The organism is Niveispirillum sp. SYP-B3756, assembly GCF_009495745.1.
In the GTDB taxonomy this organism is placed as follows: domain Bacteria; phylum Pseudomonadota; class Alphaproteobacteria; order Azospirillales; family Azospirillaceae; genus Niveispirillum.
Genome location: NZ_WIDQ01000017.1, coordinates 70,842 through 95,773, shown reverse-complemented (window position 1 = coordinate 95,773; position 24,932 = coordinate 70,842). Strand labels below are relative to the sequence as shown.

The window sequence follows — 24,932 nt, the reverse complement described above, 5'->3', positions numbered from 1 at the left end:
TCAACAAGATCAAACAGTTCAGAGGTATCGCCACCCGATACGACAAACAACCCGAGAACTTCCTAGCTGCCGTAAAGCTCGTCGCCGTCAGGCTATGGTGTCAGTCGTTATGAGTCTACGGCCTAATACCCAGCGCCATGGATCATGGCTCTGGGTATGTGCCTGTTCCCTCAAGTGCCGGGCGCTGCCTCCGGCAGCTTGGCTTACGCGGGCACGGTACCCGCAGCCGGTGTCGCACCCTCGACATCGCCCTATTCCCGCATCAGCCCGAACCGGAAGCGTTGGCCCTGCTCTGTCAGGGTCAGTGTGCCAAATATCCAGTCCCACAGGGCAAACACCGTGGCGAAGTTGCGGTCTCGGTGTTCTTCTGCGTCGGAATGGTGCAACTGGTGCATATGCGGCGACACCAGCAGGAAAGACAGCCAGCGCGGATAGCGCAGCGGCACCGGGCTGTGCCGCAGATGGGCGAACCCCAGACCCCAGGCCAGGGAGAAGATATTGACGCCCAGCACGGTGAGTGGCGTCACCGCCCCGCCAAACACTCCCACTGCCAGCCCCAGCCCCACCCCCTGGGCCAGTATGTTGGCGGACATATGCAACGCCTGTTCCCATGGCCAGAAACGGAAGGCCGTCAGCGGCGTCAGCACCGGCGGGGCATGGTGCAGCCGGTGCGCCCGCCAGAGCGGCGGGAAATGGTGGAAGGCCCGGTGCGTCCAGTAAAGCGCGAAATCCCCCGCCACGAAGGCGAAGGCGGCGCAGCCGGCCAGGGCTGGCCAGCCGGGCACCGTATCCCATCCGCCATGGATACCGGCGGTCAGCGCGATGCCAAGATGGCTACCCTTGACGCTCAGCCAGAAAAAGAAGGGGGCCAGCAGAAACGGCAGGGTGGAGTTGGCGAGAAAGCAGCCGGCATCCAGCGGCAATTGCCGCAGATAATCCAGCCACGTTCCCGGCACCCGCCCATGTGGCCAAAAGAACAGGGCTGCCAGCCCCGCGATCAGCAGGCCCGGCCACCAGAAGACCGAGGATGGTCCATCCAGCAATTGACCCATGGATTGCGTCCAGGAGTCGAAGGCCAGAGAGGGCTCATTCAGAAATTCTTGCACGCCTTGGTTGTTCTCCCTACCCTTCTGCGTTGAAGGCTTGACCCAGGCCATAAGGGGGAAATTAAATGAATTTCTACATTTATGAAAACTGGACGCATGATCGGGTACGCCTTCATCGCGGAAGCTGTTCCTATTGCAATGAAGGGAAAGGTATTCATTCCAGGGACTCTGGCCGTAACGGCCGTTGGCACGGGCCGTATCTGGACATTAGCACAGTTTCCCAAGTTGCCGCGAAATTGGGTCGGGCCGATATAAAAAAATGCGGCACCTGCAGTCCCTGAAAGAAAAAAGGCGCCACCCCCTGTCGCAACGGGGTGGCGCCATCAGCATTTTCACGGAGAAAGCAGAGAAGCTGTCGAAAGCAGGAAAGGAGCCCCAAATCAGGTCCGGTGATATCGGCGATCCATCGCGCCGGCCATCCGGTATCCTGCCCCCCTCCCATCCAGCGCGAAGGGGGTAGGATTGGTCCCGACAGGGGGCCAGGGGATGGGGGAATGCAGCCTCCCCCCTCCCGGGGGCGTCCGCCCGTTCAGCCGGTGCGGACGCCGATCAGGTTCTGGTCGGTCCCGATCAGTGGAACTGATCGGTTTCCGTGCTGTCCTTCATGGCGGTGGTGGAAGAGGTACCGCCAGAGATGGCCACGGCCACCGCATCAAAATAGCCGGTGCCGACTTCGCGCTGGTGCTTCACCGCCGTGAAGCCCTGTTCGACGGCAGCGAATTCACGCTGCTGCATCTCCGAATAGGCCGCCATGCCGCGTTCCTTGTAGCCCTTGGCCAGTTCGAAGGTAGCGAGGTTGAGGCTGTGGAAGCCGGCCAGCGTGACGAACTGGTACTTGTAGCCCATGGCCCCCAGTTCGGCCTGGTACTTGGCGATGGTGGCATCGTCCAGGTTGGCCTTCCAGTTGAAGGAGGGCGAGCAATTATAGGCCAGCATCTTGCCGGGGAATTTCTTGTGCACGGCCTCGGCGAAGCGGCGGGCATCGTCCAGGTTCGGCTTGCTGGTTTCCCACCACATCAGGTCGGAATAGGGGGCATATTCCAGGGCACGGGCGATGCAGTAATCCACGCCCACCCCCTTCTTGATGCGGAAGAAGCCTTCCGGCGTGCGGTCATTGCGGTCGATGAAGGGATGGTCGCGTTCATCCACATCGGACGTGATCAGCTGGGCGCTTTCCGCATCGGTGCGGGCCACCACCAGGGTGCTGGTGCCGCAGACATCGGCGGCCAGACGGCCGGCATTCAGGGTACGGATGAATTGCTGGATCGGGATCAGCACCTTGCCACCCAGATGGCCGCACTTCTTCTCCGATGCCAGCTGATCTTCGAAATGCACGGCGGCCGCACCGGCCTCGATCATGCCCTTCATCAGTTCAAAGGCGTTCAACGGGCCGCCGAAACCGGCTTCGGCATCGGCGATGATCGGCGCGAACCAATAGGTGTCGCCCTTGCCTTCCGCCGTCTGGATCTGGTCGGCGCGCTGGAAGGCATTGTTGATGCGCTTCACCACAGCGGGCACGGAATTGGCGGGATAGAGCGACTGATCCGGGTACATCTGGCCGGCCAGATTGGCATCGGCCGCCACCTGCCAGCCGGACAGGTAAATCGCTTCCAGGCCGGCCTTGACGTGCTGGAGGGCCTGATTGCCGGTGAAGGCACCCAGCGTATGGACATAGGGGCGGGTGTGCAGCAATTCCCACAGGCGGCGGGCGCCCATTTCGGCCAGCGTGTATTCGATCTTCACCGAACCGGCCAGACGCCGCACATCTTCCGCCGTAAAGTCGCGCTTGATACCTTCGAAACGCTTGGCATGGATGGCGCTCAGGTCGATGGGGGAAGAAGGATTATCCAGCGGGGCCATGGTGTCACTCCTCAAGATCGAAGCCTTGGAGCTTCTGTTTGTGGGCGCTGCACCTGTCTGCTTGTGCGGTGCAACGTTCATGAGGAGAGAATGACAACGCGAAAGAAAATGTTCAATACGGCGCGTTTCGTAAAATAGTGTTGCTGTAAACTCTTGTAACGTTGAATTCTGTGATGTTGTAAACTTTGTAAATATCGCGGGTTGCTGAACGCTGATACGAAATGATGGCGGGGCTGGGGGGCCCGGCAGGCTCGACCCGGCAAGAACTGCCGACAGACGGGGCGTGCAGCGGGTATCTTGATTCATTTCATTGAAATAAAACGGATTTTTGTTGGCAAGCTGCTTGCTTTGGTTCCTTCGGATCATCGACCCGGAGACATAAGATGGATGGCGGTACGCATTTCCGGTTCAGCCCGGCCAGCGAAAATACGATGGAAGCAGAGGGCAGCTTCGCCCAGCTTTATCGTCAGGCCCACGCCAAGGCGGGCCTGTCCCGGCTGCCCGTCGCGGCCCTGCTGGATTGGCTGACCGGGCGCGGCGGTGATTCCAGCGGCATCGACAGCCTGATCAGCCAAGGCCAGCCCGTCAGCGGTGACAATCTGGACCGGGTGAAGGGCAATGTCTTCCTGGCCTTCCTGTTCCATGATCTGCGACACAAGCTGGATGCCCATATGCAGGCGGCCAAACGTGCCGGCACCGGCCCCTTTGCCCCGCTGCCGCCGGGCCTGCCCCAGGCGCAGAAACTGAACCGGTTGCGGGCGCAAAGCTGTGTCAGCCTGAACCAGGTGCTGGAGGCCTGGGCCACCGATCTTGGCAGCCGCTCCGCCCCTGCCTGCCCCTTTGCCCGCATGGCCCGTTTTGCCAAGGGCTTCTTCAAGGGATCTGCGCTGTACGCCCGGGCTGACCATGACATGGTCAGCATCTCCAAGACGGGCAGCAACACCGCCTTGCACATGTGTTTCAGCCTGGTGGAAGCAGCACTGCATCTGGGGCTGGACCTGCCGGCCAATGAATGGCGCGCCGCCCTGTGGCGCAGCCGCAAGGAATTGAAGACCCTGGCCGCCGGCAGCCTGGGCATGATCGTCACCTTCCTGCACGCCTCCCACCTGGAGCCCGAGGGCGAAAGTGCGGTGAACCCAACCAGCGGCGATGCCTGCGCCTTCCGGCTGGAGCAGGGGGCGGAAGGCGTGCGGTTGCGGCTGGACAGCCGGCCGATCAAGCCCTTCAGCACCGGCCATGACCGGCTTTACACCGGCTGCCCCGCCTTCCATGTATCTGGCATGATTGAGATGTATCTGGATTGGGTGCTGGATATCGCGGCCTATCATGGGTTGCATCGACCCGAACGGCTGGTACCGGCCCTGGTGGCCCGCAACGCCTATCAGCAGGGGGCGCATGTCTGACACCACCCCGCTTAAAGGCTGACCTTTAGGCGGATTGGAGGCCGGCGACCGCCGGCCCGCCCTGTCCCCGCGCGTCACCGCATCAGGGGTTGACGGCGACAGGATAAGTCGCCAGTATATAGGAATAAATACCAAAACCACGCCCGGCCGCTCCCTGCGGACCGGGCTTTTTCTTTTTCACAACCCGCTGCGTGGCGCCGACGGATCAGCCGACCCGGCGACGGCGCACGCCCCTATGGAGCGAGCCGATGTCCGAATCATTCAACCTTTTCAATCGCTTTTCCTCCACGCTCCACGACGTGAAGGATTTTGTCGATCGCAATATAGGCGGTCTGTTTGATGATGATGAGGAGGCTGCCGCCCCGCCTACGGCCGATCCGGCCCCGCCGCCCGTCGATTACCGCAGCCTGTTCAATGACGAGCCGGAGAAGGTGCCGGTCTATGGCTCCCCGCTTGCCGGCACACAATATGTGGTGCGCCATCCCACCCTGGTGGAGGAAGCGGACGATCCCCGCTTCCCGGCCTTTCAGCAGGCCTGGCGAGAAGGCAAGCCGGTGGAAGACTTGCTGGGCGACAATCCGTTCGGCCTGAAGGCCAAGGTCGCCGGCAATGGCGGCGATAATTGGCGTCCCGATGTGGCTAAGGTTCAGGTGCTGCTGAACAAGGCCGGATACCATGATGTGATACCGGAAGATGGCCCCAGCGGCTATCACAGCACCAAGCTGGACCAGGATGTCCGCCGGTTCCAGCGGGACAACAAGCTGCGCGTCGACGGCAAACTCTCCCCCGGCGGGGAGACGATCCAGGCCCTGGAAAAACTTCTGGCGCAGAAGCCGAAGCCGGCACCCGCCAGTGCCGGGCAGGAGGCGGCCACGGTACAACCGGCAAACAAGGCCCCCACCCCACCCGCCGCTTCTGGCGGCACAACCGCCCCGACCAGCAGCGACCCGTCCCGCCCCGACCAGCCGCCCCCGGTAAAACTCGCCCCCGGCCGCCGGCTGTTCAAGGAACCCGATTGGAAGAGCGAAGCCATGTTTGAAGAACTGGTGAAGAATATTTTTGAGAAAGAGGGTGGATATTCGGATCATGAGAATGATCGTGGTGGCAAAACGAACTATGGAGTTACTCAATATACACTTGAAAACTATCAAAAAATTCACGGCGGCATGGGAAAGGATGGTATATTTTTGAAACCTGAAGAAATTACGCGGGATCAAGCTAAGGAAATATACCGAAATGAATTCTTCTATGGACAACGTTTGAATGAAATTTCTAACTTGGGAGTAGCCTCTTCGTTAATCGACTCCTTTGTCATGCACGGCCCAAAGCGTGGTTGGAGGTTGTTCCAAAAATCTGTCAATGCGGTTGACAATGAGAAAAACCTATTAGAAGATGGAAATGGTGGTTCTAAAACCATTCAAGCAATAAATGAAATTCCTTTAAGTAAGATCGAATCCTTGCTTGATGAAAATCACTCACAGAGAGTAAATTATGTGGATGAAGATATTAAAGAAAATCCAGATCAGAAGGTATTTGAAAAAGGGTGGTTAATTCGTCTGAGGGCCATAAATGATGTTTCAAAAAAAATTTCACGCAGTAATGCGGTTAGACAGGTTTAGATATGCTGTTCTGGCGCTTTTAACTGCCCCTTCCTTAGCTTCTGCCGCAAGCTGTGACGACCACAGCCTTTCTTGGTCCAAGACCCCCAAAGCGGGAACCGTCAAAGCCGACCAAGGGCCACGTCTGCATTTCCAGCGGGTGGAGGATGGCTGCCCCGGTGGCGATACCTGCACGGCTAAAGCTTATCTGGTACCGGGCGACACAGTAGTACTGGATGATACTGGAGAAGCTTGGATTTGTGCCTATTTCCAGGGACCAAAGCGGGGCACCTTCGGTTGGTTGCCCCGCACCGCCTTGGAAATTGATAATAAGCCGCCAGCACCAAAGAAACAGGACTGGGTGGGGCGCTGGCGCGTGGGCGAGAACACAGTACTTATTGATGATCGGAATCGGGAAAATCTGCGCTTTAAGGGTTGGGCCAGGCACATGGCCACCTTTTCGCTATCAGATTTCGAATTCTTTACCCTGCCAAAGGGCAATAAAGTGGTCGATAAAAGTGCTGGAGGGGAGTGCGTCGTTACCATCCGATGGGTTGCCACATTACTGCTGGTAAATAGCACGCAATATTGCGTGGGGGCTGCCAACTCGTTTGATGGCGTCTATCGGCGTACCGCCCTGACGACTGATCCCAAGGATGAACATTGAATGCGCTGTTCATCCCCTCCCGCCAGGGCAGCCTTGGTCATCCTGATCGCAGGGCTATTTCCGTTCGCCGCCACCGCCGCTGAGTGCGACAGCTACAGCCTTGCTTGGTCCAAGGCTCCCAAGGCGGGCATGGTGAAGCCTGAGCAAGGGCCTCGCCTTTATTTCCAGCGGGTGGAGGCTGGCTGCCCTGGCAGCGACACCTGTAAAGCCAAAGCCTATCTGGTGCCGGGTGACAAAGTGATCCTGGATGACACTGGCGAGGCCTGGATTTGTGCCCATTTCCAGGGACCAAAGCGGGGCACCCTCGGCTAGTTGCCCCGCACCGCCCTGGCGATAGAGGACAAGCCGCCCGTGCCCAAGAAGCAGGATTGGGTGGGCCGCTGGCAGGTCCGTGAAAACACAATTCTGATTGATGACACACAAGGAGCAAAGCTGCAGTTCGAAGGATGGGCAAGGCATATGGCCACCTTCTCCCTATCGAATTTTGAATTCACCAAATCACCGAACGGTAATAAGGTTGTCGATAAAAGCGGAGGTGGTAGATGCGTGGTGACGATTTACTGGTTGGCCGGGTTCTTACTGGTCAATAGCACTCAAGACTGCATGGGTGCTGCCAACTCTTTTATCGGCGTATATCACCGCACCGCCCTGACGACTGATCCCGAGGATGAACATTGAATGCGCTGTTCATCCCCTCCCGCCAGGGCAGCCTTGGTCATCCTGATCGCAGGGCTGTTTCCGTTCGCTGCCGCCGCCGCTGTGTGTGACGACTATAGCCTTTCTTGGTCCAAGGCTCCCAAAGCCGGAACTGTCAAAGCTGACCAAGGGCCGCGTCTGCATTTCCAGCGGGTGGAGGCTGGGTGCCCCGGTGGCGACACCTGCAAGGCCAAAGCCTATCTGGTTCCGGGGGACAAGGTGATCCTGGATGACACCGGCGAGGCCTGGATTTGCGCCTATTTCCAGGGACCAAAGCGGGGCACCTTCGGTTGGTTGCCCCGCACCGCCTTGACAATAGAGGACAAGCCGCCGGTACCCAAGAAACAGGATTGGGTGGGCCGCTGGCGCGTCGGTGAGAACTTAATTCTGATTGACGATACGCAAGGGCCAAAGCTGCACTTCGAGGGATGGGCAAGTCGTATGGCCACATTCTCCTTAACAAAGTTTGAATTCAACAAATCCCCTAACAGCAACAAGGTTATTGATAAAAGTGGTGGCGGTAGATGCGTGGTGACGATTTACTGGATCGCTGAATTATTGCTGGTGAATAACACCATAGATTGTGCAGTTCTTGGTAACTCTTTTATTGGCGTCTATCGGCGTACCGCCCTGACGACTGATCCCATGGATGAACATTGAATGCGCTGCTCATTGCATCTCGCCAGGGCTATATTGTTCATCCTGGGGGCAATATCGCTTCCGTCTGAAGCCATGGCGGAAAAATGCGACGACTTCAGCCTTTCCACCACCAGCACGCCGAAAGCGGGGACCGTAAAGGCCGATCAGGGTCCGCGCCTGTATTTCCAGCGGGTGGCGGATGGCTGCCCCGGTGGCGATACCTGCAAAGCCAAGGCCTATCTGGTGCCGGGCGACAAGGTGGTGCTGGACGATACGGGAAAGGCGTGGCTCTGTGTCTATTTCCAAGGCCCCAAGCGGGGTACTTTCGGCTGGTTGCCGCGAGCGGCCCTGAAAATCGATAATCCGCCAGCAACGACCCGGAAGCAGGATTGGACAGGGCGCTGGGAGCTTGCCGAGAATTCGATTGTGATTGATGAGAGGAAAGACGGAAAACTTCACTTCGAAGGGGTGGCTATAAACTCATCAGAGTTTGGGCTGTCAAAATTTGAATTCGATAAATCCATCAAGGGAAATCAAGTTATTGATAGAAGTTTTGGCGGGCAATGCATTGTCACCCTTCGTTTAATCAATGGCTTGATTTTGGCGGAAACCACATCCTATTGCGTTGGCGTTGCCACTTTTGAGGGTATCTATCGGCGGACGACGCTGACCACCGATCCCAAGGACGAACGGTAGGCCGACAGCCCGGCCACTCCGCGCGCGCCTGTCACACAAGCCACACTTGACCATCCGGCCCCACATCGGCTTGATGCGCGGACTGTCTCAACCGCCCAGCCCGCGAGTATCGCCATGGCCGTGTCTCCGCTTGCCCCCGCTTCCTTCCCGTCGCTGCCGCCCATCGCCGGCCTGCGTCTGGCCGGGCACCGTGCCGGCATCCGATACAAGACGCCGCGCAATGATGTGATGGTGGCGGTGCTGGATGAAGGCTCCAGCGTTGCCGCCGTGCTGACCCGCTCGCTGACCGCCAGCGCCCCGGTGCATCGCTGCCGCGACCATCTGAAGGGTGGGGTTGTGCGGGCGCTGGTGGTGAATGCCGGCAATTCCAACGCCTTTACCGGCAAGGCCGGGGAAGCGTTCGTGGATGCCACGCTGGACGCCGCCGCCGCACTGGCCGGCTGTAAGACCAGCGAAATCTTCCCCGCCTCCACCGGCGTGATCGGCCAGCCCATGCCGGCCGACCTGATTGCCAAATCATTGCCGGAAGCCTTCACCAAGCTGGCACCGGCCGAGGGGGAGGCCTGGGAAGTGGCCGCCCGCGCCATCATGACCACCGACACCTTCCCCAAGGGCGCTGCGGCCACGGCCACCATTGATGGTGTCACCGTCACCGTGGCCGGCTTTGCCAAGGGCAGCGGCATGATCGCCCCCGACATGGCCACCATGCTGGCCTATGTCTTCACCGACGCCAATATCGCCCACGCGCCGCTGCAGGCGGCGCTGTCTGCCACCACCGACCGCAGCTTCAATTCCATCACCGTGGATGGCGACACCTCCACCTCCGACACGCTGGTGCTGTGCGCCACCCGCAAGGCGGCGCATGGGGCCATTGAAAGCGCCGATGATCCGCGCTTTGCCGCCTTCCAGGCCGCCTTGGATGCCGTCTGCCTGGATCTGGCCCAGCAGATCATCCGCGATGGCGAGGGAGCAACCAAGTTCGTCGAACTCCGCGTCAAGGGGGCCGACAGCGACGAAGCCGCCAAGCGCATCGCCATGACGGTGGCGAATTCCCCGCTGGTGAAGACCGCCGTGGCCGGGGAAGATGCCAATTGGGGCCGTATCGTCGCCGCCGTGGGCCGGTCGGGAGAGCGGGCCGACCGCGACCTGCTGGTGATCTCCGTCGGTGGCGTGCAGATCTGCGCCAATGGGATGGAAGTGCCGGGCTATGATGAAGCCCCGGTAGCCGCCCATATGAAGGGCCAGGAAATCCTGATCGAGGTGGATATCGGTCTGGGTTCCGGCAGCGCCACGGTGTGGACCTGCGACCTGACCCACGGCTATATCGACATTAATGGCAGCTACCGCTCGTGAGCCAGAACGACACGCCCTGTTGGCAGGAACCGCCTTCCCACCGTCCCAGCCGCATCGTGCTGGTGGCGGCGGTGGCCCTGGTGGATGTGGACGGGCGGGTGCTGCTGGCGCAGCGCCCGCCGGGCAAATCCATGGCGGGCCTGTGGGAATTTCCCGGCGGCAAGGTCGATGCAGGCGAAACACCCGAAGCAGCCCTGGTGCGGGAATTGCGGGAAGAACTGGGGATTGAGACGGCGGAAAGCTGTCTCTCCCCCATCGCCTTTGCCAGCCATTCCTATCCGGATTTCCACCTGCTGATGCCGGTCTTCGCCGCGCGGGTCTGGAAAGGCACGCCCACCCCGCTGGAAGGCCAGCAACTGGCCTGGGTGAAGCCGGCCCGCATGGGGGATTACCCGATGCCGCCGGCCGATATCCCGCTGGTGCCGCTGCTGCGGGATTTGTTGTAGCGGCCGACAGTGCCCCTGTCCTTGATCCCGTCCCCGCCCTGGAGCCACCTGCGTTAAGTCGAACGCAGGTGGCTCCAGATGAGTCTGCCGGCGAGCAGATTCACGCCAAAAGGTGATTGCACCTTTTGGCGATCCGCTCTGGAGCCTGTGCTTCCATGTGAAATTCGCCCATCTCCCGCGCTTGACCGGCGGGGGCCGACGGGTGAAAAGTCGCCTCACCAACTTTTGCAACTCCTTACAAGCTAGGGGAAAGCCATGTCTTCGGCTGAAGTGCCCGTTTCCAGCGCCCAGGTTGCCATTACGCTGCCCGATGGCAGTGTGCGGACCTATGCGCAGGGCACAACTACCGGGGCCGATGTGGCCGCCTCCATCGCCAAGTCGCTCGCCAAGGCCGCCGTTGCGGTCAAGATCAATGGCGAGGTGAAGGATTTGGCGACGCCACTGACGGGGGATTGCCGTCTCGAAATCGTGACGGACAAGAACGAGGCCGACATGCTGGACCTGATCCGGCATGACTGCGCCCACATCATGGCGGAAGCCGTGCAGGAGCTTTATCCCGGCACGCAGGTGACGATCGGCCCCGCCATCGCCACCGGCTTCTATTACGATTTCGCCCGCGACATACCGTTCACGCCCGACGATCTGGTGAAGATCGAAAAGCGGATGCACGAGATCGTGGACGAGAACCGCCCCTTCACGCGTGAAGAATGGGACCGGGCCGAGGCGATTGAGCATTTCAAGTCGATCGGGGAAAAGTACAAGGCCCAGATCATTGAAGATCTGCCGACGTCCGAGACGATCACCATCTATCGCCAGGGCAAGTGGTACGACCTGTGCCGTGGCCCGCACCTGCCCGCCACGGGCCGGGTTGGCCATGCCTTCAAGCTGATGAAGGTGGCCGGCGCCTATTGGCGCGGCGATGCCAAGAACGCCATGCTGCAGCGTATCTATGGCACCGCATGGCGGACCGAAAAGGAACTGGCCGAACATCTGCACCAGATTGAAGAGGCCGAAAAGCGCGACCATCGCAAGCTGGGCCGCGAGATGGACCTGTTCCATGTGCAGGAAGAGGCGACAGGCTCCGTCTTCTGGCACCCGAAGGGCTGGGCGCTCTATCGGGCGCTGGAGGAATATATTCGTGCCAAGCTGAAGGTGGCCGGCTATGTGGAGGTGCGCACCCCGCAGCTCTATGACAGCAGCCTGTTCAAGGCGTCGGGCCACTGGGACATGTATGGCGACAACATGTTCAAGATCCGCGAGTCGGTGGCAGAAGACGGCACGGAGAAGTTCTTAGGCGTGAAGCCGATGAACTGCCCGGCCCATGTGCAGATTTTCCGCCAGGGGCTGAAGAGCTACCGCGACCTGCCGCTGCGCATGGCCGAGTTCGGCAATTGCCACCGCAATGAGCCGTCGGGCGCCCTGCACGGTATCCTGCGCGTGCGCAATTTCACCCAGGATGACGCGCATATCTTCTGCACCGAAGATCAGGTCGGCGACGAGGCGAAGGAATATTTCGCCCTGCAGCTGGGCGTCTACAAGGATCTGGGCTTCGACAAGATCGCGGTGAAGTTGGCACTGCGCCCCGATGTGCGTCTGGGCACCGACGATACCTGGGACAAGGCCGAAGAAAGCCTGCGCGTGGCGCTGCGCGCCAATGGGCTGGAATTCGAGGAATTGCCGGGCGAAGGTGCTTTCTATGGCCCGAAGGTGGAATTCCACCTGACCGACGCCATCGGCCGTTCCTGGCAGTGCGGCACCTTGCAGCTGGATTTCCAGCTGCCGGAACGGCTGGATGCCAGCTATATCGGCCAGGATGGGGCCAAGCACCGGCCGGTCATGCTGCACCGGGCCATCCTGGGCAGCCTGGAACGGTTTATCGGCATGATGATCGAACATTATGCCGGCAAGTTCCCGCTCTGGCTGGCCCCCACCCAGGTGACCGTGGCCACCATCATCTCGGATGCCGATGCCTATGCCGAAAAGGTGGCAGCACGGCTGAAGAAGGCCGGAATCCGGGTGGAACTGGATACCCGCAACGAAAAGATCAACCTGAAGGTCCGCGAACATTCGCTCCAGAAGGTGCCGGTCATGTTCGTTGTGGGTGCGCGTGAGGCGGAGCAGGGCACCGTTGCCGTGCGTCGTCTTGGCTCCAATGCGCAGGAATTCCTTGCCCTTGACGAGGCAATTGCTACACTTCTGGCAGAGGCGCTGCCGCCTGCCAGCAGCGACTCGACCGAATCCGCGTTTTGATATAATCTGCCACCCAAGCGTACCAACAAGGTGCGCCCTTGCCGTCCGGCACCGTTCCCTGTCAGGGGTTTTCTGATGGGGAACGGGCTTGCTGATCCCAACGCCGCAAGGGCCACCCTTTGTGAATAGGAGAAGTTTCCATAGCCAGGCCTACCTCTCAGGACCGCGAACCGCAACGCGACGGTCCCCGCATCAACCGCGAAATCAATGTTCGTTCCGTGCGCCTCGTCGATGCCGAAGGCGAGATGGTTGGCGTTGTCAGCCTGCGTGACGCGCTCTTCGCCGCGGAGGAAGCTGGCCTCGATCTGGTCGAGGTGAGCCCGAACGCTGAGCCGCCCGTCTGCAAAATCCTCGACTATGGCAAATACAAGTACGAGGCGCAGAAGAAGGCCAACGAGGCCCGCAAGAAGCAGAAGATCATCGAGGTCAAGGAAATCAAGCTGCGTCCGAATATCGACGAGCATGATTACGACATCAAGATGAAGGCCATGCGCCGCTTCCTGGAAGAAGGCGACAAGGTGAAGGTCACCATGCGCTTCCGTGGCCGTGAAATGGCCCACCAGGATATCGGCATGAATGTGCTGGTAAAGGTTCGTGACACGCTGGAAGACCTGGGCAAGGTCGAACAGATGCCGAAGCTGGAAGGCAAGCAGATGATCATGGTTCTGGCCCCGCGCTGAGACCCCACTGATCCAGCTTGCTGGTGCGACGTAATGAACAGGCCGTCCGGGCAACCGGACGGCCTGTTTGTTTTTCCGGTCCCGCCCAGACTATGGCTTATGACTTTCGTCTGAGACCCCGTCAGTGTTCAGCCCGCAGAAATGCGCCATTTATATGCTGCGCTGCACACAAATGAACGCACCCGTTCGAGTTACCACTAACAGAGATATAGTCCGTTATAGGACGAATAGTCGACTTGCGATCGCTGGTTTTGGTCGAAATAGTTATATCAGCTTCGTGAAAAATTTGAAAATCCGTGAAATATACAATTTTAATAATTGTATTACGAATTTATGTATTTTTCGAAACCAAATTGTTTTTCTGACCTCGCTGATCGAGACCAACTCTAACCCCGGAGAATAGTCGATGATCGCCAAAATCCGTGACCTTTCCATCGGCAGAAAGCTGTTCATCGCCTTTGCTGCCTTAATCCTCACCGTTCTGATCGTTGGTGGGGTGAATCGGGCTCAGCTTGCTGCAATCCGCAGCGGGAATGAGATGACCATTCACACCTATGAGGTCATCCGCAATCTGCGAACCCTCCTGACGGCGAAGGTGGACCAGGAAACCGGCCTGCGCGGCTATGCCCTGACAGCCAATCCCAGCTACCTGCAACCCTACACCGCCGGGCAGCAGCAATTTGCAGACCGGCTGAAGGACTTGCGCGATCTGGTCCAAGATAACCCGGCACAGCTGACGCGCCTGGATCAGATCGCCGCGGCGTCCGGGGAATGGAACCGGACCGTCGCTGAACCGCTGCTGGCGGGGATGCAGAAGGAAGAGAGCCGGGCCGCCGCCCTGGCCGCCTTCACCGCCACCGATGGCCGCCGCCAGATGGACCTTATCCGGGACGAGGTGGACGAGGTGCAGAATGTGGAGCGCAGCCTGCTGACCCGGCGCAGTGATGATCTGGAACACGCCTTAAGCACCGCCGCCGGGGTCACCATCGGCGGCGTGCTGCTGTCACTGCTGATCGCCCTGATCGCCGGCTGGGGGCTGGTGGGCAGCATCGCCAAACCCATCAATGCCATGACCGGCCTGATGCGCCGTCTGGCCGGCGGCGACACAGCCATCCGCATCGAGGGGCTGGAGCGCAGGGACGAGGTGGGGGGCATGGCCCAGGCGCTGGAGGTGTTCCGCCAGAACACCATCGAAGCAGACCGGCTGGCCGCCGAACAGGCCGCCGAACACGCGGCCAAGGCCAAGCGCACCGCCACCATTGAAACCCTGATCGCCGATTTTGACAGCAATATCGCCGAGGTACTCAACACCATCGGCAGCGCCACCGGCCAGCTGGACAGCACGGCCCAGGGCATGTCCGGCATTGCGGAGGAAGCCCGATCCCAGGCCACCGCCACGGCGGGTGCAGCCGAACAGACCGCCGGCAATGTACAGACCGTAGCAGCCGCCGCGGAGGAGATGGCCGGTTCCATCCAGGAGATTTCCCGCCAGATCACCCATTCCAGCCAGGTGAGCGACCAGGCCGCCGCCGAGGCGGCACGCACCAATGAGACAGTGCAGGGGTTGGCGGAAGCGGCCCAGCGCATCGGCACCGTGGTGCAATTGATTGCCGATATTGCCGGCCAGACCAACCTGCTGGCCCTGAATGCCACCATCGAAGCCGCCAGGGCCGGCGATGCCGGCAAGGGCTTTGCCGTGGTGGCATCAGAAGTGAAAAGCCTGGCCACCCAGACCGCCAGAGCTACGGAGGAGATCGGCAAGCAGATTCAAGCCATTCAGAATGTCACCGGCGATGCCGTGGGGACCATTCGCACCATCACCGGCACCATCAGCGACATCAATGAAGCCATGGCCATGATCGCCGCAGCGGTGGAACAGCAGAATGCCACCACGCTGGAAATCAGCCGCAATGTGCAGCAGGCGGCCCTGGGGACGCGTGAGGTCTCGGCCAATATCGTGCATGTGACCGAGGCGGCAGGCGAAACCGGCAAGGCAGCGACCCAGGTGCTGGGGGCGGCCCGCGAGTTGGGTCGGCAAGCCGATCGGATGAAGCATCAGGTGGAAGGCTTCCTGTCCGGCATCCGGGCTGCCTGATCGCCCCTGCCACCCAGAGCTGGTCCCCCATGAGCGGACAGTTTTTGTTCGGCGTTAAGCTTGGTTCTGATCAGTTCACGCCGCCAAACACAGTCTGTCCGCCCTTTGCCTGTATGCCTCGTCGGGTGTTTGTCCCCCGAGCGCGGAATGAGGGCGCTGGTTATTGTCGTAATCGACCCAGCGTCCGATCCCGGCCCTGGCCTCGCTACCGGTTTCGAAGGCGTGGAGATAGACGCATTCATATTTCAGCGACCGCCAGAGCCGTTCGATGAACACATTGTCCATCTAGCGGCCCCTTCCATCCATGGAAACCTTGATACCGGCATCGGTCAAGATGCCGGTGAACCTCGGGCTGGTGAATTGGCCGCCCTGGTCGGTGTTGAAGATTTCGGGCTTATCGTGGCGAGCCATGGCATCTTGGCAAGGGCCTCCAGGCAGAAATCGATATCCATGCAATTGGACAGTTTCCAGGCCAGCACCCCGGATCAAGTCCGGGGCAGGCTCTTACGCGATGCCCAGTCCATCACGGCGATCAGGTACAGGAAACCCCACCGCATGGGAATGTAGGTGATGTCCGTACACCAGACATGGTCCGGCCGGTCAATGGTCAGATCCCGCAGCAGGTAGGGCCAGATCTTGTGTTCCGGATGGGGAACGCTGGTCTTTGGCCGTTGGTAGATGGCTGCAAGCCCCATCCGGCCCATCAAGCCGGCGCACCCGTTTACGATTGACGACGTGACCCTGGCGCCGCAGATGGCGGGTCATCTGCCGACTGCTGTCCGGCTTCGATCAGCCGCTCGAACCGGGCGTGAAGCGCTTCGAGCAGATCCGCGATGGCGGCCTGCGCCGCCGCGTCCTGGTAGATGCCACGTCCCAATTCAGCCAAGCGGTCATTCCGCTTGAGGACCGCCGTCACATGACCAAAGAGCGCGGCAGTCTGTCGCCAGTAGTCAGCAACGGACTCTGGCTGGACCGGTTTTGCGTCGATCAAGCAGGCAAGTTCAGTGATGGCGTGCTCAATCACGGCGCGATAAAGTTTGCCCTTGTCCGCGAAATAATAATAGGCTTGCCCCTTGCTGAGCGAGGCGCGCGTTAGAATTCGGTTCAGCGATGCGCCCTCGAACCCGAACGCCCTGAATTCCTCTTCTGCCACATCGAGCCAGGCGGCACGCTGTTGATCGGGAAGTTGCCGCAGTCGCAAACGTGCCTGAAGTCGCTGATCCACGGTGTAGCCCACAATAGCAATCATGGTCGCTTACCCACACTTAGACCACCGGTCTAAGTGTGTCCAGCCATGCAGGCGAGCCGGTCCTTCGGGCAGGGACGCTAAAACTCGATTATGACCGACGGCGCGTTGCGCTTCGCCTCGCCTTGGTAAACGGCCTCGATGTTATTCCCATCGGGATCAAGGACGAAAGCGGCATAGTATCCCGGATGATAGGCTCGCACTCCGGGTGCGCCGTTGTCGCGCCCTCCGTTGGCCAAGGCCGCGCTATAGAAGGCATCGACAATCGCGCGATCTTTCGCCTGGAACGCCAGGTGATGCCGCCCGGTCAATTCGCCTGCTGCTGTGGGGCTGTTTGTCGAGGATATAATGAGTTCATCGGCTAACAAGTAGCCGTTGTCCGTGCTGAGCACCGGTATATCCAACACAGACATGACCGCCTTGTAGAAGATTTCGCTCGCGTCAAGGTCGCGCACTACAAGCTGGATATGATCGATCAAGCGTCCACGGTGCAGTCGGTTTGCTTCCATGTTCTTTCTTCCGTCGAATGAGGGGCGGACAGACCTTCGCGCAATCGGGCGTGACCGGCAATTTCAAAACCGCCATTCTCAACGAAGAATATAAACGACTGGAATCGGGTCGATGCGAGCCTTTGCCGGTGTCCCGCAATTGTCGATCATGTCCCACTGAGCGGGGTAGCTTCGCCGGTACGATCCGGCGATCTCCGGCATTAGCCGGATTGATCGGGCGGCCATTGCCAGCAGGCTGACGGTGGGATCATCGCTCATCTGGTCGATGGTTTCCGGTGTCATGTATCGGGCGCGCCGGACCGCCCATTCGTCATTTTGTTCGAGCAGGATGCGCGAACACCTCCTTGGCGGCGAACAGCCCGTTGAGCGCGGCCGGGAAACCGGCATAGACGGCCATCTGCATGATGATCTCGGTGATTTCGTCCCGCGACAGCCCGACATTCAGACCGGCCTCGATATGGACCTTCAATTGCGGGGCCGCGTTGCCCATGGCCGTCAGCGCGGCAATGGTGGCGATCTCGCGGGCGCGCAGATCAAGGCCGGGGCGGCTGTAGATGTCGCCGAACGGAAACTCGATCAGATAGGTGGCAAAGTCCGGCGCGATATCCGCCAGCGCGGCGACGACCTTCTCTCCGGCCTGGCCGTCGATCTCAGCGAGCGCGCGCCGCCCGCGTTCCAGCCGGCTTTCGCTGACGCTCTGGTGGTGTTGCGTCATAGTCCTTCATCCTCTGTTCCTGGCCGGCGTAGCCGGCGATCTTGGTGTCGAGGACGAGAAGAGAGGCTTGCAGTTCGGTTGCGTGGAAGCGGACGCGCTCGCGATGCTGTTCCAGCATCTCGCGTCGCTCCGTCTCCGTGCCGACGCCGCGCTCCCGTAAAGCTGCATAACGCAGCATGTCCCGGATCGGCATCCCGGTCGTTCGCAGACGCCCAAGAAATTCGATCCAGATCAGGATTGATGCGTCGTAGTCCCGTTGGCTCGATCGGTCCCTGTCCGCGTAGGGAAGCAGCCCGATCCGCTCGTAATAACGGATGGTATGGGCCGACAATCCCGAACGCTTCGCCAGTTCGCCAATCTTCATGAGCACCTGTTCTCGTCACGACGCAGAAACAGATACGAGTTAGAGCGCACTCTAAGTCAAGGGTGTTTCTGATAATGCCCCGCGCAGCCGAGCGGGGCATCGTCATGGCCTTGGCCGCCACCAGTTGTGTGGCAACACCGCGATCAGCATGCGCGGTTTCAGGTGGACGGGCCGACTGAACCGGTCCGAGTTTGCCGGAGGCTTGAATTCAATAGTTATGCGACCATGGCTTTAGTTTCCAGAGCTGCGTAGAAGTTGGCTTCGGCTTCTGCGGGCGGAATGTTTCCGATTGGCTTGAGCCGGCGTCGGTTGTTGAACCAGTCGACCCATTCCAGGGTGGCATATTCCACGGCCTCGGCGCTGCGCCAGGGGCCGCGACGATGTATGACCTCTGCCTTGAATAGCCCGTTGATCGTTTCCGCCAGGGCACTGTCGTAGCTGTCTCCTACGCTGCCAACCGAGGGTTCGATGCCGGCTTCCGCCAGTCGCTCGGTGTAGCGGATGGACAGATATTGAGACCCGCGGTCGCTCTGATGAACCAGGCCCATGGCTTTGGCGGGGCAGCGGTCATGGACGGCCTGTTCCAAGGCGTCGAGCACGAACCCAGCCTGCGCCGAGGTGCTGACGCGCCAGCCCACGATTTTGCGGGCATAGGCATCGATGACGAAAGCCACATAGACGAACCCTTTCCAGGTGGCGACATAGGTGAAATCCGACACCCGCAGCCTGTTAGGCGCGGGTGCCCGGAACGGCCGGTTCACCTTGTCCAACAGGCACGGTGCTTTCTTGTCGGGGATCGTCGTCCTGTGCGGCTTGCCACGGATGATGCCCTGGATACCCATGCCCTTCATCAGCCGGGCGACCGTGCAGCGGGCGACATCGAACCCCTCGCGCCCCAGTTGCCGCCAGACCTTCCGTACGCCATAGACCCGCCAGTTCTCCTTGTAGACACGGCGGATCTCCGGTCGCAACGCCGCGTCCCGGCGCGCCCGGTCCGATAGTTTTTCTGGATCGGACCGTCCGGCAGGATGATTGTAGTATGTGGATGGGGCGATTGGCAGCACCTCGGCAAGATCGGCTCGACCCCGTGCGCATCGCGATGCGCATCGATGAACGACACCATCATTTCGACCGGCGGTCGAGCTCCGCCATCGCAAAATATGCTGACGCCTTACGCAGAATCTCGTTCGCCTGGCGCAGCTCACGGTTCTCCCGCTCCAGCGCCTTCATCCGCTCAGCCATCTCCGTCGGAATGCCAGCACGCCGGCCGCTGTCCACCTCGGCCTTCTTGACCCAATCGTTCAGGGTCGGCGCAGAACAGCCGATCTTGGCCGCAATCGACAGGATCGCCTGCCAACGCGAGCCATGCTGGCCCTCATTGTTCAGAACCAGCCGCACCGCGCGTTCGCGCACCTCAGGGGAAAACTTGTTCGTCGTCTTGCTCATGATGCTCCATCCTACTCAGGAGTTGGAGCCTCCGGCAAACTCGGCGCAGTTCAGTGACACCTCGTGAACAGTTGGCGTTCCTGACAACCAAATACGGGAAGCCCTTCACCGCTGAGAGCATGGGCAACTGGTTCCGTAGCACCTGCAAGGAAGCCGGCTTGCCCGATGGTTTGAGTGCCCATGGACTGCGCAAGGCGGTTGCCCGGCGTTTGGCGGAAGCCGGATGCACGACGCACCAGATTGCCGCCGTCACCGGGCACAAAACTATGAAAGAGGTCGAACGCTACACGCAGGAAGCGAACCGAGAGCAGCTTGCCGAGGTGGCAATAGCATCCATCGGGGGCAAAGAGTGAACACCGATTGACTAACCGGTTCAGCCGGTTAGTCACAAACGGAGGAAATGTGATGATTTATCAAGGCCCCGTTGGGGAAAATGGCGGAGGGGATGAGATTCGAACTCACGATACGCTTTTGACGTATACCCGCTTTCCAGGCGAGCGCCTTCAACCACTCGGCCACCCCTCCGCACTGGAGCGGCGCGGAACATACTGATCTCCGCCCCCCCACGCAAGCATTCTGTTGCGAAAATCAGAAAAATTTCTGTATATCGTTTAATTCCAACGCTTTAAGCTCCACTTCCAAGCGGTTTTCCAGCCCCAGCAGCGCCTGATATGGGTCGCCGGGCAGGTTGAACAGGGCGGCGAAGGCGGGTTCGGTCTTCAGGCCGGCGGCCTTTAAGCTGCGGATCGCCGCCTTCGCCGCCGGGAACAGGGCCAGCAAACGCGCCTCCACCCGCATATGCCGCCAAGCCATCTGGCGTTCCACCGGCAGGGCCTGGGCGAAGATTTCCACCGGTCCGCCTTCCAGGGTGAAACCCGCCACCAGGGCGGGGCCGTCAATGAAATCAGCCAGCCGGCGGCGATAATCCGGCAGGGTGCCGAACATCGCGTCCAGCCGGGGGATCAGGGCCGCAGGCTCGGCGGGGGCGGTAACCAGGATATCCAGATCAGAGCCCGGCCCCTGGATATCCAGCGGCACGGTACCGGCCAGCGCCGCATCCAGCGGGGCCAGCCGGCCCAACAGATCATGGCGAACCAGCACCGCACGGGCGCGGCGCTGGTCTTCGCTGCCCTGGGCCAGATAATCCAGCCGGCGGAAATCGGGCAGGGCGGCGTCAGCCATGCGCCTCTTCAGAGTCGCGGTGCGGTTTCACCCGCTCGCCAAAAATGGCGGTGCCGACACGGACATAGGTGGCGCCCAGCCGGGTCGCCAACTCGTAATCCCCGCTCATCCCCATGGAGATTTCCGGGATATTGTTGCGCCGGGCCAGTTCCGCCAGCAGGGCGAAATGCAGCGATGCTTCCTCCTCCACCGGCGGGATGCACATCAGGCCGGATATGGTCAACCCATGCTGATCGCGGCATTCGGCCAGGAAGGCGGGCAGTTCCGCCGGGGTGACCCCGGCCTTCTGCGGTTCCTCCCCCGTATTCACCTCCACAAACAGGCGCGGCAGGCGGCCCTGGCGGCGGCCCTCCTCGGCCAGGGCCGCCGCCAGCTTGGGTCGGTCCAGGGTCTGGATCACGTCGAACAGGGCGACGGCTTCCTTCACCTTGTTGGTCTGCAGCGGGCCGATCAGGTGCAGTTCGATATCCGCATAACGTTCCCGCAGGGAAGGGAACTTGGCCTTGGCCTCCTGCACCCGGTTTTCGCCGAAGACGCGCTGGCTGGCCGCCAGGGCTGCTTCCAGCCTTTCCAGCGGTTGCACCTTGGAGACGGCGATCAGGGTGACGGCATCCGGCCGGCGGCCGACGCTTTCCGCCTGGGCAGCAATGGCGCTGCGGATGGCAGACAGGTTGGCGGCGATATCCTGCTGCATGTCGGGGAGGGCGGAATTCTGGCTCATCTGCTGAAACCTGCTGGTGCCGGATGGGGCGGGTACGGCCGGCCCCCCGCCTTGCGGGGTTGCCAATCCGGCCCGGATACGCCACCTCTGCCATATTCCTGCCGGATCGGCCACCTAGTCCGTTACAACCAAGCCCGTCAAAATCACCGGAAGCAGAACCTTGACCCAGACGACGCCCCGCCGTGCCGCCCGCCTTGCACTGCTCGCCGCCGCCCTGATCGGGGGTTGTTTGCCGGCCGCTGCCGCCGATGGCATCCAGTTCGACTGGCATGGCGTGGCAGAGGTGACGGGGGTGCGGGCCAGCAACGCCCCGCGCGGCAGCGGTGATGGCTGGAACGCCTATGGCGGTTATGCCCTGACCGGCAACGGCACTGTCACCACCGACAGCGGCCTGTCCTATGGGCTGTCCGCCACCATCGGTTCCGGCGATTACGAGAAAAGCCAGGACCGGGTGGGCAATAATGCCGACCTGACGGTCAACGAAGCCTATCTGCATGTCACGTCTGCCTGGGGCCGCCTGCGCCTGGGGGATGAGGATGGGGCCGCCAAGCGGGCGGTGGACCTGCTGCCCCTGCTGCCTGGCGGGCAGGTGGATGGATTCTGGAACCATACGGCGGGTGCCGCCCCCTATTGGAGCCATCTGGGCCGCGACAGCGACGATGCCACCAAGGTGCTGTATGAGACGCCACGGGTGATGGGCCTGCGGGCCGGCGTCTCCTATGCCTGGAAGCGCCAGAGCCTGGTGGAGGATATCAAGAAGCCCTCCGCCATCGCGCCCGAGCGCGACATGTGGGAATTCGGCCTGAATTACCAGGGCGACTGGCAGGCCTTCTCCTATGAGCTGGCGGCTGGCTATGTGCGCGGCGATGCCGGGGCCGCCGGCATCCATGATACGGAAAGCCTGAAGCTGGCCGGCCTGCTGCTCTATGGCGGCTTCTCCGCCGGGCTCGTCTGGACCGATGATGGCAAGAGCGGCCAGCCCGTCGGTATCGCCTCCAGCCGGGGCTATACGCTGACTGGCGGCTATGAGAACGGGCCCTATGCGCTGTCCATCTGGCGACAGGCCAGCGAGCGCGGGCAGGTGGAGGATTACACCGCCTATGGCATGGGCCTGTCCTGGCGCTTCTACAAACAGACCTCGCTGGGCTTCGATCTGGTGCGCTATGACGCCGACCGGCTGCCCGGCTTCGGGGTCAGCGCCAAGGGCTGGACGGGTGCCTTGACCCTGCAGATGCGGGTTTAAGTGTCTGTCCGGAACGTTATTGAGTTTTCCGGAGTCTTGCCACCTCTCCACCGTCATTCCCGCGAAGGCGGGAATCGATACAACAGCGCGGATTTTGGATTCCCGCCTTCGCGGGAATGCCGGTTAAGTGATTGTAAATTCTTAAGAAACTTATGGACGAATGCTAAGGGTGCGCCCCCTTACCCCTTCTTCTCATGCCGGCGCAGGATGGCCAGCAGGCTGGCCAGTTCATGCGGGGTCAGCAGGTTGATATGGCGGGCCATCAGGTTGGCCGCCAGCGTATGGTCGGGTGACAGGCCGCCGGTATCCACCACCACACGCGGATCGCTGATGGCGGCCAGCCGCTCCATCTCCTCCGCCTCGTCCCAGATCAGGCCAAAATAGGTGCAGATCTGGCGCAGCAGCATGGGCGAGGGCAGACCCTTGCGCCCATGTTCCAGAGCCGACAGATAGGCGGAACTGATTTCCAGTTCCGCCGCCATCTCTTTCAGGCTGACGCCTTTGCGGGTGCGCAGGCTGCGGATTCGGTCACCAAACGGGGTCATGGGGCCTTGCTGGGAATGCAGGAACGGTCACACCCGACAGATAGCGCGCGTGCGTCAATCCTGCAGCCATTTCGTCATCTGCGGATAAGGGGCCAGTCCGTTCTGCTGCATGATCGCCATGATGCCGCATGGACCGGTCAATCCGATGGCGGCCAGGTGACCGATGCCGAAAAAATTGCCACTGTCCAGCAGGCTGACGAAACGCTGTTGTCGTTCCGGCTCCATTCGATAGCCACCGGCGAAGAAAATCACCGAGGGTGGCAGGTTCAGGGCCCGCAAGCCCGCATAGGACCAGGCAATCGCCATGGTTTCCGTGTGCCGCAGGGCCAGGGCAGCCAGCGGGTCATCATCGCCTGTGATCAGATCGCGCAGGCTTTCTTCCAGGTTGGTGCCCAACTTGCCGCGAAGCCGTGCCGGCACAATGGCCATATGCCCCGCCTCATGCAGCAGATCGCCGGACACATAAAGATGCGCCGGGTCCACCCGCAGCACGCCGTCGATAATGGTGATACCGGGCAGAAACCCCTCCGCGCCGAACGGCCCCACTTCCAGGGGCAGGCCAATGTGCCGCAAGAAGGTCACGATCTCATCGAAATATTCGCCGGATAACATATAGTGACAATCCTCACCCCGATGGTTACACAACCTTAACGCAAGTGCAGGCTCGTGCCAAAACCTCTCTTCCGGCACGTGGCGGACGATGCCGCCATTGCCGGAAAACCCTATCCGTGCTAGTCCCGCCGGCAATCCCTAACGTTCACGCCTTCAAACCGGAGCAGGCCTTTTCATGACCGACGAGACGAACGCCAACGGCATCGATACCGCCGAGGACAACAGCGCGCCGATCATGCCGCTCGTCGTCAATGTGCAGTATGTCAAGGATCTTTCCTTCGAGAATCCCAACGCCCCGCGCAGCCTGATGGCCGCCACCGAGCAGCCGAAGATCGACCTGCAGGTCGATCTGCAGGGCCAGGCCCTGGGTGAGAATGTGGCGGAGGTGCAGTTGCGCCTGCGTGTGGAAGCGACGATGGGCGAGATGACCGCCTTCATCGCCGAGCTGGTTTATTGCGGCGTCTTCACCCTGCCGCCGCTGCCGCAGGACCAGCAGCGCGCCGTGCTGCTGATCGAAGGGCCGCGCCTGCTGTTCCCGTTCGCCCGCCAGATCATCGCCGACATGACCTCCCAGGGTGGCTTCCCGCCGCTGCTGCTGCAGCCGCTGGATTTTGTCGACCTGTACCGCCGTCAGGTGCTGGGCCAGGGAATGCCGCAGACCCAGGGCAATGCGTGAAGATAGTCCCGGCCGCCTGCTGATGCGGGCGGTCAAACGGTGCTCAAACCCAAGCCCACAGTCATTCTCTGCATGAGTGTGGGCTTGGTTGCTCCTGAATGCCCTGGGTGGTCCCCGTCCCTCGCAGGGCCCGGTGCTGCATGTCGCTTGGCGGCGATGCGCAAGCGGGCCTAGGATAGAGGCC

Annotated in this window: 26 protein-coding genes, 1 tRNA gene, 3 pseudogenes and 1 other annotated feature; of the genes and pseudogenes, 16 read left to right on the top strand and 14 right to left on the bottom strand. The window is 60.9% G+C overall.

Features of this window, described 5'->3' with window-relative positions:
* Positions 1-113 (top strand): annotated as a pseudogene (locus GE253_RS22125) (IS5/IS1182 family transposase); the annotation flags it as partial.
* A 138-nt stretch (positions 114-251) separates the two neighbouring features.
* Here the strand turns inward: GE253_RS22125 and GE253_RS22120 are convergent.
* Together GE253_RS22120 and aceA are read right to left on the bottom strand one after the other, a co-directional pair.
* Positions 252-1,106: a sterol desaturase family protein gene (locus tag GE253_RS22120; RefSeq protein WP_173012772.1), complete on the bottom strand. Its 855-nt coding sequence runs from the start codon at positions 1,104-1,106 to the stop codon at positions 252-254.
* Between the two features lie 570 nt (positions 1,107-1,676).
* Positions 1,677-2,966 carry an isocitrate lyase gene (aceA, locus tag GE253_RS22115; RefSeq protein WP_153206302.1) on the bottom strand — a complete coding sequence of 430 codons (1,290 nt, stop codon included), beginning with the start codon at positions 2,964-2,966 and terminating at the stop codon, positions 1,677-1,679.
* A gap of 383 nt (positions 2,967-3,349) precedes the next feature.
* Here aceA and GE253_RS22110 point away from each other — a divergent pair, with 383 nt between their 5' ends.
* The 12 genes from GE253_RS22110 (at position 3,350) to GE253_RS22055 (ending at position 15,489) form a co-directional block, all read left to right on the top strand.
* On the top strand, positions 3,350-4,369 hold the full coding sequence (locus GE253_RS22110; protein ID WP_153206301.1) for a hypothetical protein: 1,020 nt from the start codon (positions 3,350-3,352) through the stop codon (positions 4,367-4,369).
* 248 nt (positions 4,370-4,617) lie between these two features.
* A complete protein-coding gene (locus GE253_RS22105; protein WP_153206300.1) occupies positions 4,618-5,988 on the top strand; it encodes a glycosyl hydrolase 108 family protein in 1,371 nt (456 codons plus the stop codon).
* Positions 5,939-6,634, top strand: coding sequence for a hypothetical protein (locus GE253_RS22100; RefSeq protein ID WP_153206299.1), 696 nt, complete (start codon positions 5,939-5,941; stop codon positions 6,632-6,634). The genes GE253_RS22105 and GE253_RS22100 overlap by 50 nt, the downstream gene beginning before the upstream one ends.
* Before the next feature lie 33 nt (positions 6,635-6,667).
* A complete protein-coding gene (locus GE253_RS22095) occupies positions 6,668-6,946 on the top strand; it encodes a hypothetical protein (protein ID WP_153206298.1) in 279 nt (92 codons plus the stop codon).
* A gap of 39 nt (positions 6,947-6,985) precedes the next feature.
* Positions 6,986-7,312 carry a hypothetical protein gene (locus GE253_RS22090; protein ID WP_153206297.1) on the top strand — a complete coding sequence of 109 codons (327 nt, stop codon included), beginning with the start codon at positions 6,986-6,988 and terminating at the stop codon, positions 7,310-7,312.
* Positions 7,313-7,990 (top strand): hypothetical protein, encoded by a 678-nt coding sequence (locus GE253_RS22085; protein WP_153206296.1) that lies wholly within the window; start codon positions 7,313-7,315, stop codon positions 7,988-7,990.
* Positions 7,991-8,665, top strand: a complete 675-nt coding sequence (locus GE253_RS22080; protein WP_153206295.1) for a hypothetical protein — start codon at positions 7,991-7,993, stop codon at positions 8,663-8,665.
* 108 nt (positions 8,666-8,773) lie between these two features.
* Positions 8,774-10,018 carry a bifunctional glutamate N-acetyltransferase/amino-acid acetyltransferase ArgJ gene (gene argJ, locus GE253_RS22075; RefSeq protein WP_348770932.1) on the top strand — a complete coding sequence of 415 codons (1,245 nt, stop codon included), beginning with the start codon at positions 8,774-8,776 and terminating at the stop codon, positions 10,016-10,018.
* Positions 10,015-10,464 carry a (deoxy)nucleoside triphosphate pyrophosphohydrolase gene (locus GE253_RS22070; RefSeq protein ID WP_269912460.1) on the top strand — a complete coding sequence of 150 codons (450 nt, stop codon included), beginning with the start codon at positions 10,015-10,017 and terminating at the stop codon, positions 10,462-10,464. The genes argJ and GE253_RS22070 overlap by 4 nt, the downstream gene beginning before the upstream one ends.
* Before the next feature lie 255 nt (positions 10,465-10,719).
* The gene (gene thrS / locus GE253_RS22065; RefSeq protein ID WP_153206293.1) at positions 10,720-12,714 is read left to right on the top strand and encodes a threonine--tRNA ligase; all 1,995 of its coding nucleotides are present in this window, start codon (positions 10,720-10,722) and stop codon (positions 12,712-12,714) included.
* A gap of 140 nt (positions 12,715-12,854) precedes the next feature.
* A complete protein-coding gene (gene infC, locus GE253_RS22060) occupies positions 12,855-13,394 on the top strand; it encodes a translation initiation factor IF-3 (protein ID WP_348770931.1) in 540 nt (179 codons plus the stop codon).
* Between the two features lie 406 nt (positions 13,395-13,800).
* Entirely contained in the window at positions 13,801-15,489 is a 1,689-nt protein-coding gene (locus GE253_RS22055; protein ID WP_153206292.1) for a CHASE3 domain-containing protein, read from the top strand.
* Between the two features lie 75 nt (positions 15,490-15,564).
* On the opposite strand, the pseudogene GE253_RS22050 reads toward GE253_RS22055, so the two are convergent.
* From GE253_RS22050 to GE253_RS22020, 7 genes and pseudogenes are all read right to left on the bottom strand, one after another.
* Positions 15,565-16,263, bottom strand: a pseudogene (locus GE253_RS22050) (IS3 family transposase); the annotation flags it as partial.
* Positions 16,211-16,738, bottom strand: coding sequence for a TetR/AcrR family transcriptional regulator (locus tag GE253_RS22045; protein ID WP_153206291.1), 528 nt, complete (start codon positions 16,736-16,738; stop codon positions 16,211-16,213). The gene GE253_RS22045 and the pseudogene GE253_RS22050, both read right to left, overlap by 53 nt.
* Positions 16,739-16,815: 77 nt before the next feature.
* Complete coding sequence (locus tag GE253_RS22040; protein WP_153206290.1) at positions 16,816-17,244, bottom strand: VOC family protein; 429 nt, start codon at positions 17,242-17,244, stop codon at positions 16,816-16,818.
* 78 nt (positions 17,245-17,322) lie between these two features.
* Positions 17,323-17,526: a hypothetical protein gene (locus GE253_RS22035; RefSeq protein WP_173012770.1), complete on the bottom strand. Its 204-nt coding sequence runs from the start codon at positions 17,524-17,526 to the stop codon at positions 17,323-17,325.
* A gap of 28 nt (positions 17,527-17,554) precedes the next feature.
* Complete coding sequence (locus GE253_RS22030; protein ID WP_153206288.1) at positions 17,555-17,959, bottom strand: carboxymuconolactone decarboxylase family protein; 405 nt, start codon at positions 17,957-17,959, stop codon at positions 17,555-17,557.
* Complete coding sequence (locus tag GE253_RS22025) at positions 17,895-18,323, bottom strand: MerR family transcriptional regulator (protein WP_153206287.1); 429 nt, start codon at positions 18,321-18,323, stop codon at positions 17,895-17,897. Before GE253_RS22025 ends, GE253_RS22030 begins: the two co-directional genes overlap by 65 nt.
* A 215-nt stretch (positions 18,324-18,538) precedes the next feature.
* Positions 18,539-19,769: pseudogene (locus tag GE253_RS22020) on the bottom strand (IS3 family transposase).
* Positions 19,370-19,488, bottom strand: a sequence feature (AL1L pseudoknot). Its footprint overlaps the pseudogene before it by 119 nt.
* A 53-nt stretch (positions 19,770-19,822) precedes the next feature.
* Between GE253_RS22020 and GE253_RS22015 the strand changes: the two are divergent.
* Positions 19,823-20,122 (top strand): tyrosine-type recombinase/integrase, encoded by a 300-nt coding sequence (locus GE253_RS22015; RefSeq protein WP_348770930.1) that lies wholly within the window; start codon positions 19,823-19,825, stop codon positions 20,120-20,122.
* Between the two features lie 81 nt (positions 20,123-20,203).
* On the opposite strand, the gene GE253_RS22010 is transcribed toward GE253_RS22015, so the two are convergent.
* The 3 genes from GE253_RS22010 to GE253_RS22000 form a co-directional block, all read right to left on the bottom strand.
* A tRNA-Ser gene (locus tag GE253_RS22010) sits at positions 20,204-20,294 on the bottom strand.
* A 63-nt stretch (positions 20,295-20,357) separates the two neighbouring features.
* A complete protein-coding gene (locus GE253_RS22005) occupies positions 20,358-20,951 on the bottom strand; it encodes a DUF4269 domain-containing protein (RefSeq protein ID WP_153206285.1) in 594 nt (197 codons plus the stop codon).
* A complete protein-coding gene (locus GE253_RS22000) occupies positions 20,944-21,672 on the bottom strand; it encodes a YggS family pyridoxal phosphate-dependent enzyme (protein ID WP_247878812.1) in 729 nt (242 codons plus the stop codon). The genes GE253_RS22005 and GE253_RS22000 overlap by 8 nt, the downstream gene beginning before the upstream one ends.
* A gap of 160 nt (positions 21,673-21,832) precedes the next feature.
* Between GE253_RS22000 and GE253_RS21995 the strand changes: the two genes are divergently transcribed.
* Complete coding sequence (locus GE253_RS21995; protein ID WP_153206284.1) at positions 21,833-22,915, top strand: porin; 1,083 nt, start codon at positions 21,833-21,835, stop codon at positions 22,913-22,915.
* Positions 22,916-23,094: 179 nt separating this feature from the next.
* On the opposite strand, the gene GE253_RS21990 is transcribed toward GE253_RS21995, so the two are convergent.
* Complete coding sequence (locus GE253_RS21990; RefSeq protein ID WP_153206283.1) at positions 23,095-23,460, bottom strand: helix-turn-helix transcriptional regulator; 366 nt, start codon at positions 23,458-23,460, stop codon at positions 23,095-23,097.
* Positions 23,461-23,514: 54 nt separating this feature from the next.
* Positions 23,515-24,072 carry a hypothetical protein gene (locus tag GE253_RS21985; RefSeq protein WP_153206282.1) on the bottom strand — a complete coding sequence of 186 codons (558 nt, stop codon included), beginning with the start codon at positions 24,070-24,072 and terminating at the stop codon, positions 23,515-23,517.
* A 175-nt stretch (positions 24,073-24,247) separates the two neighbouring features.
* Between GE253_RS21985 and secB the strand changes: the two genes are divergently transcribed.
* Positions 24,248-24,748, top strand: a complete 501-nt coding sequence (secB, locus tag GE253_RS21980) for a protein-export chaperone SecB (RefSeq protein ID WP_153206281.1) — start codon at positions 24,248-24,250, stop codon at positions 24,746-24,748.
* The last annotated feature ends 184 nt before the right edge of the window (positions 24,749-24,932 follow it).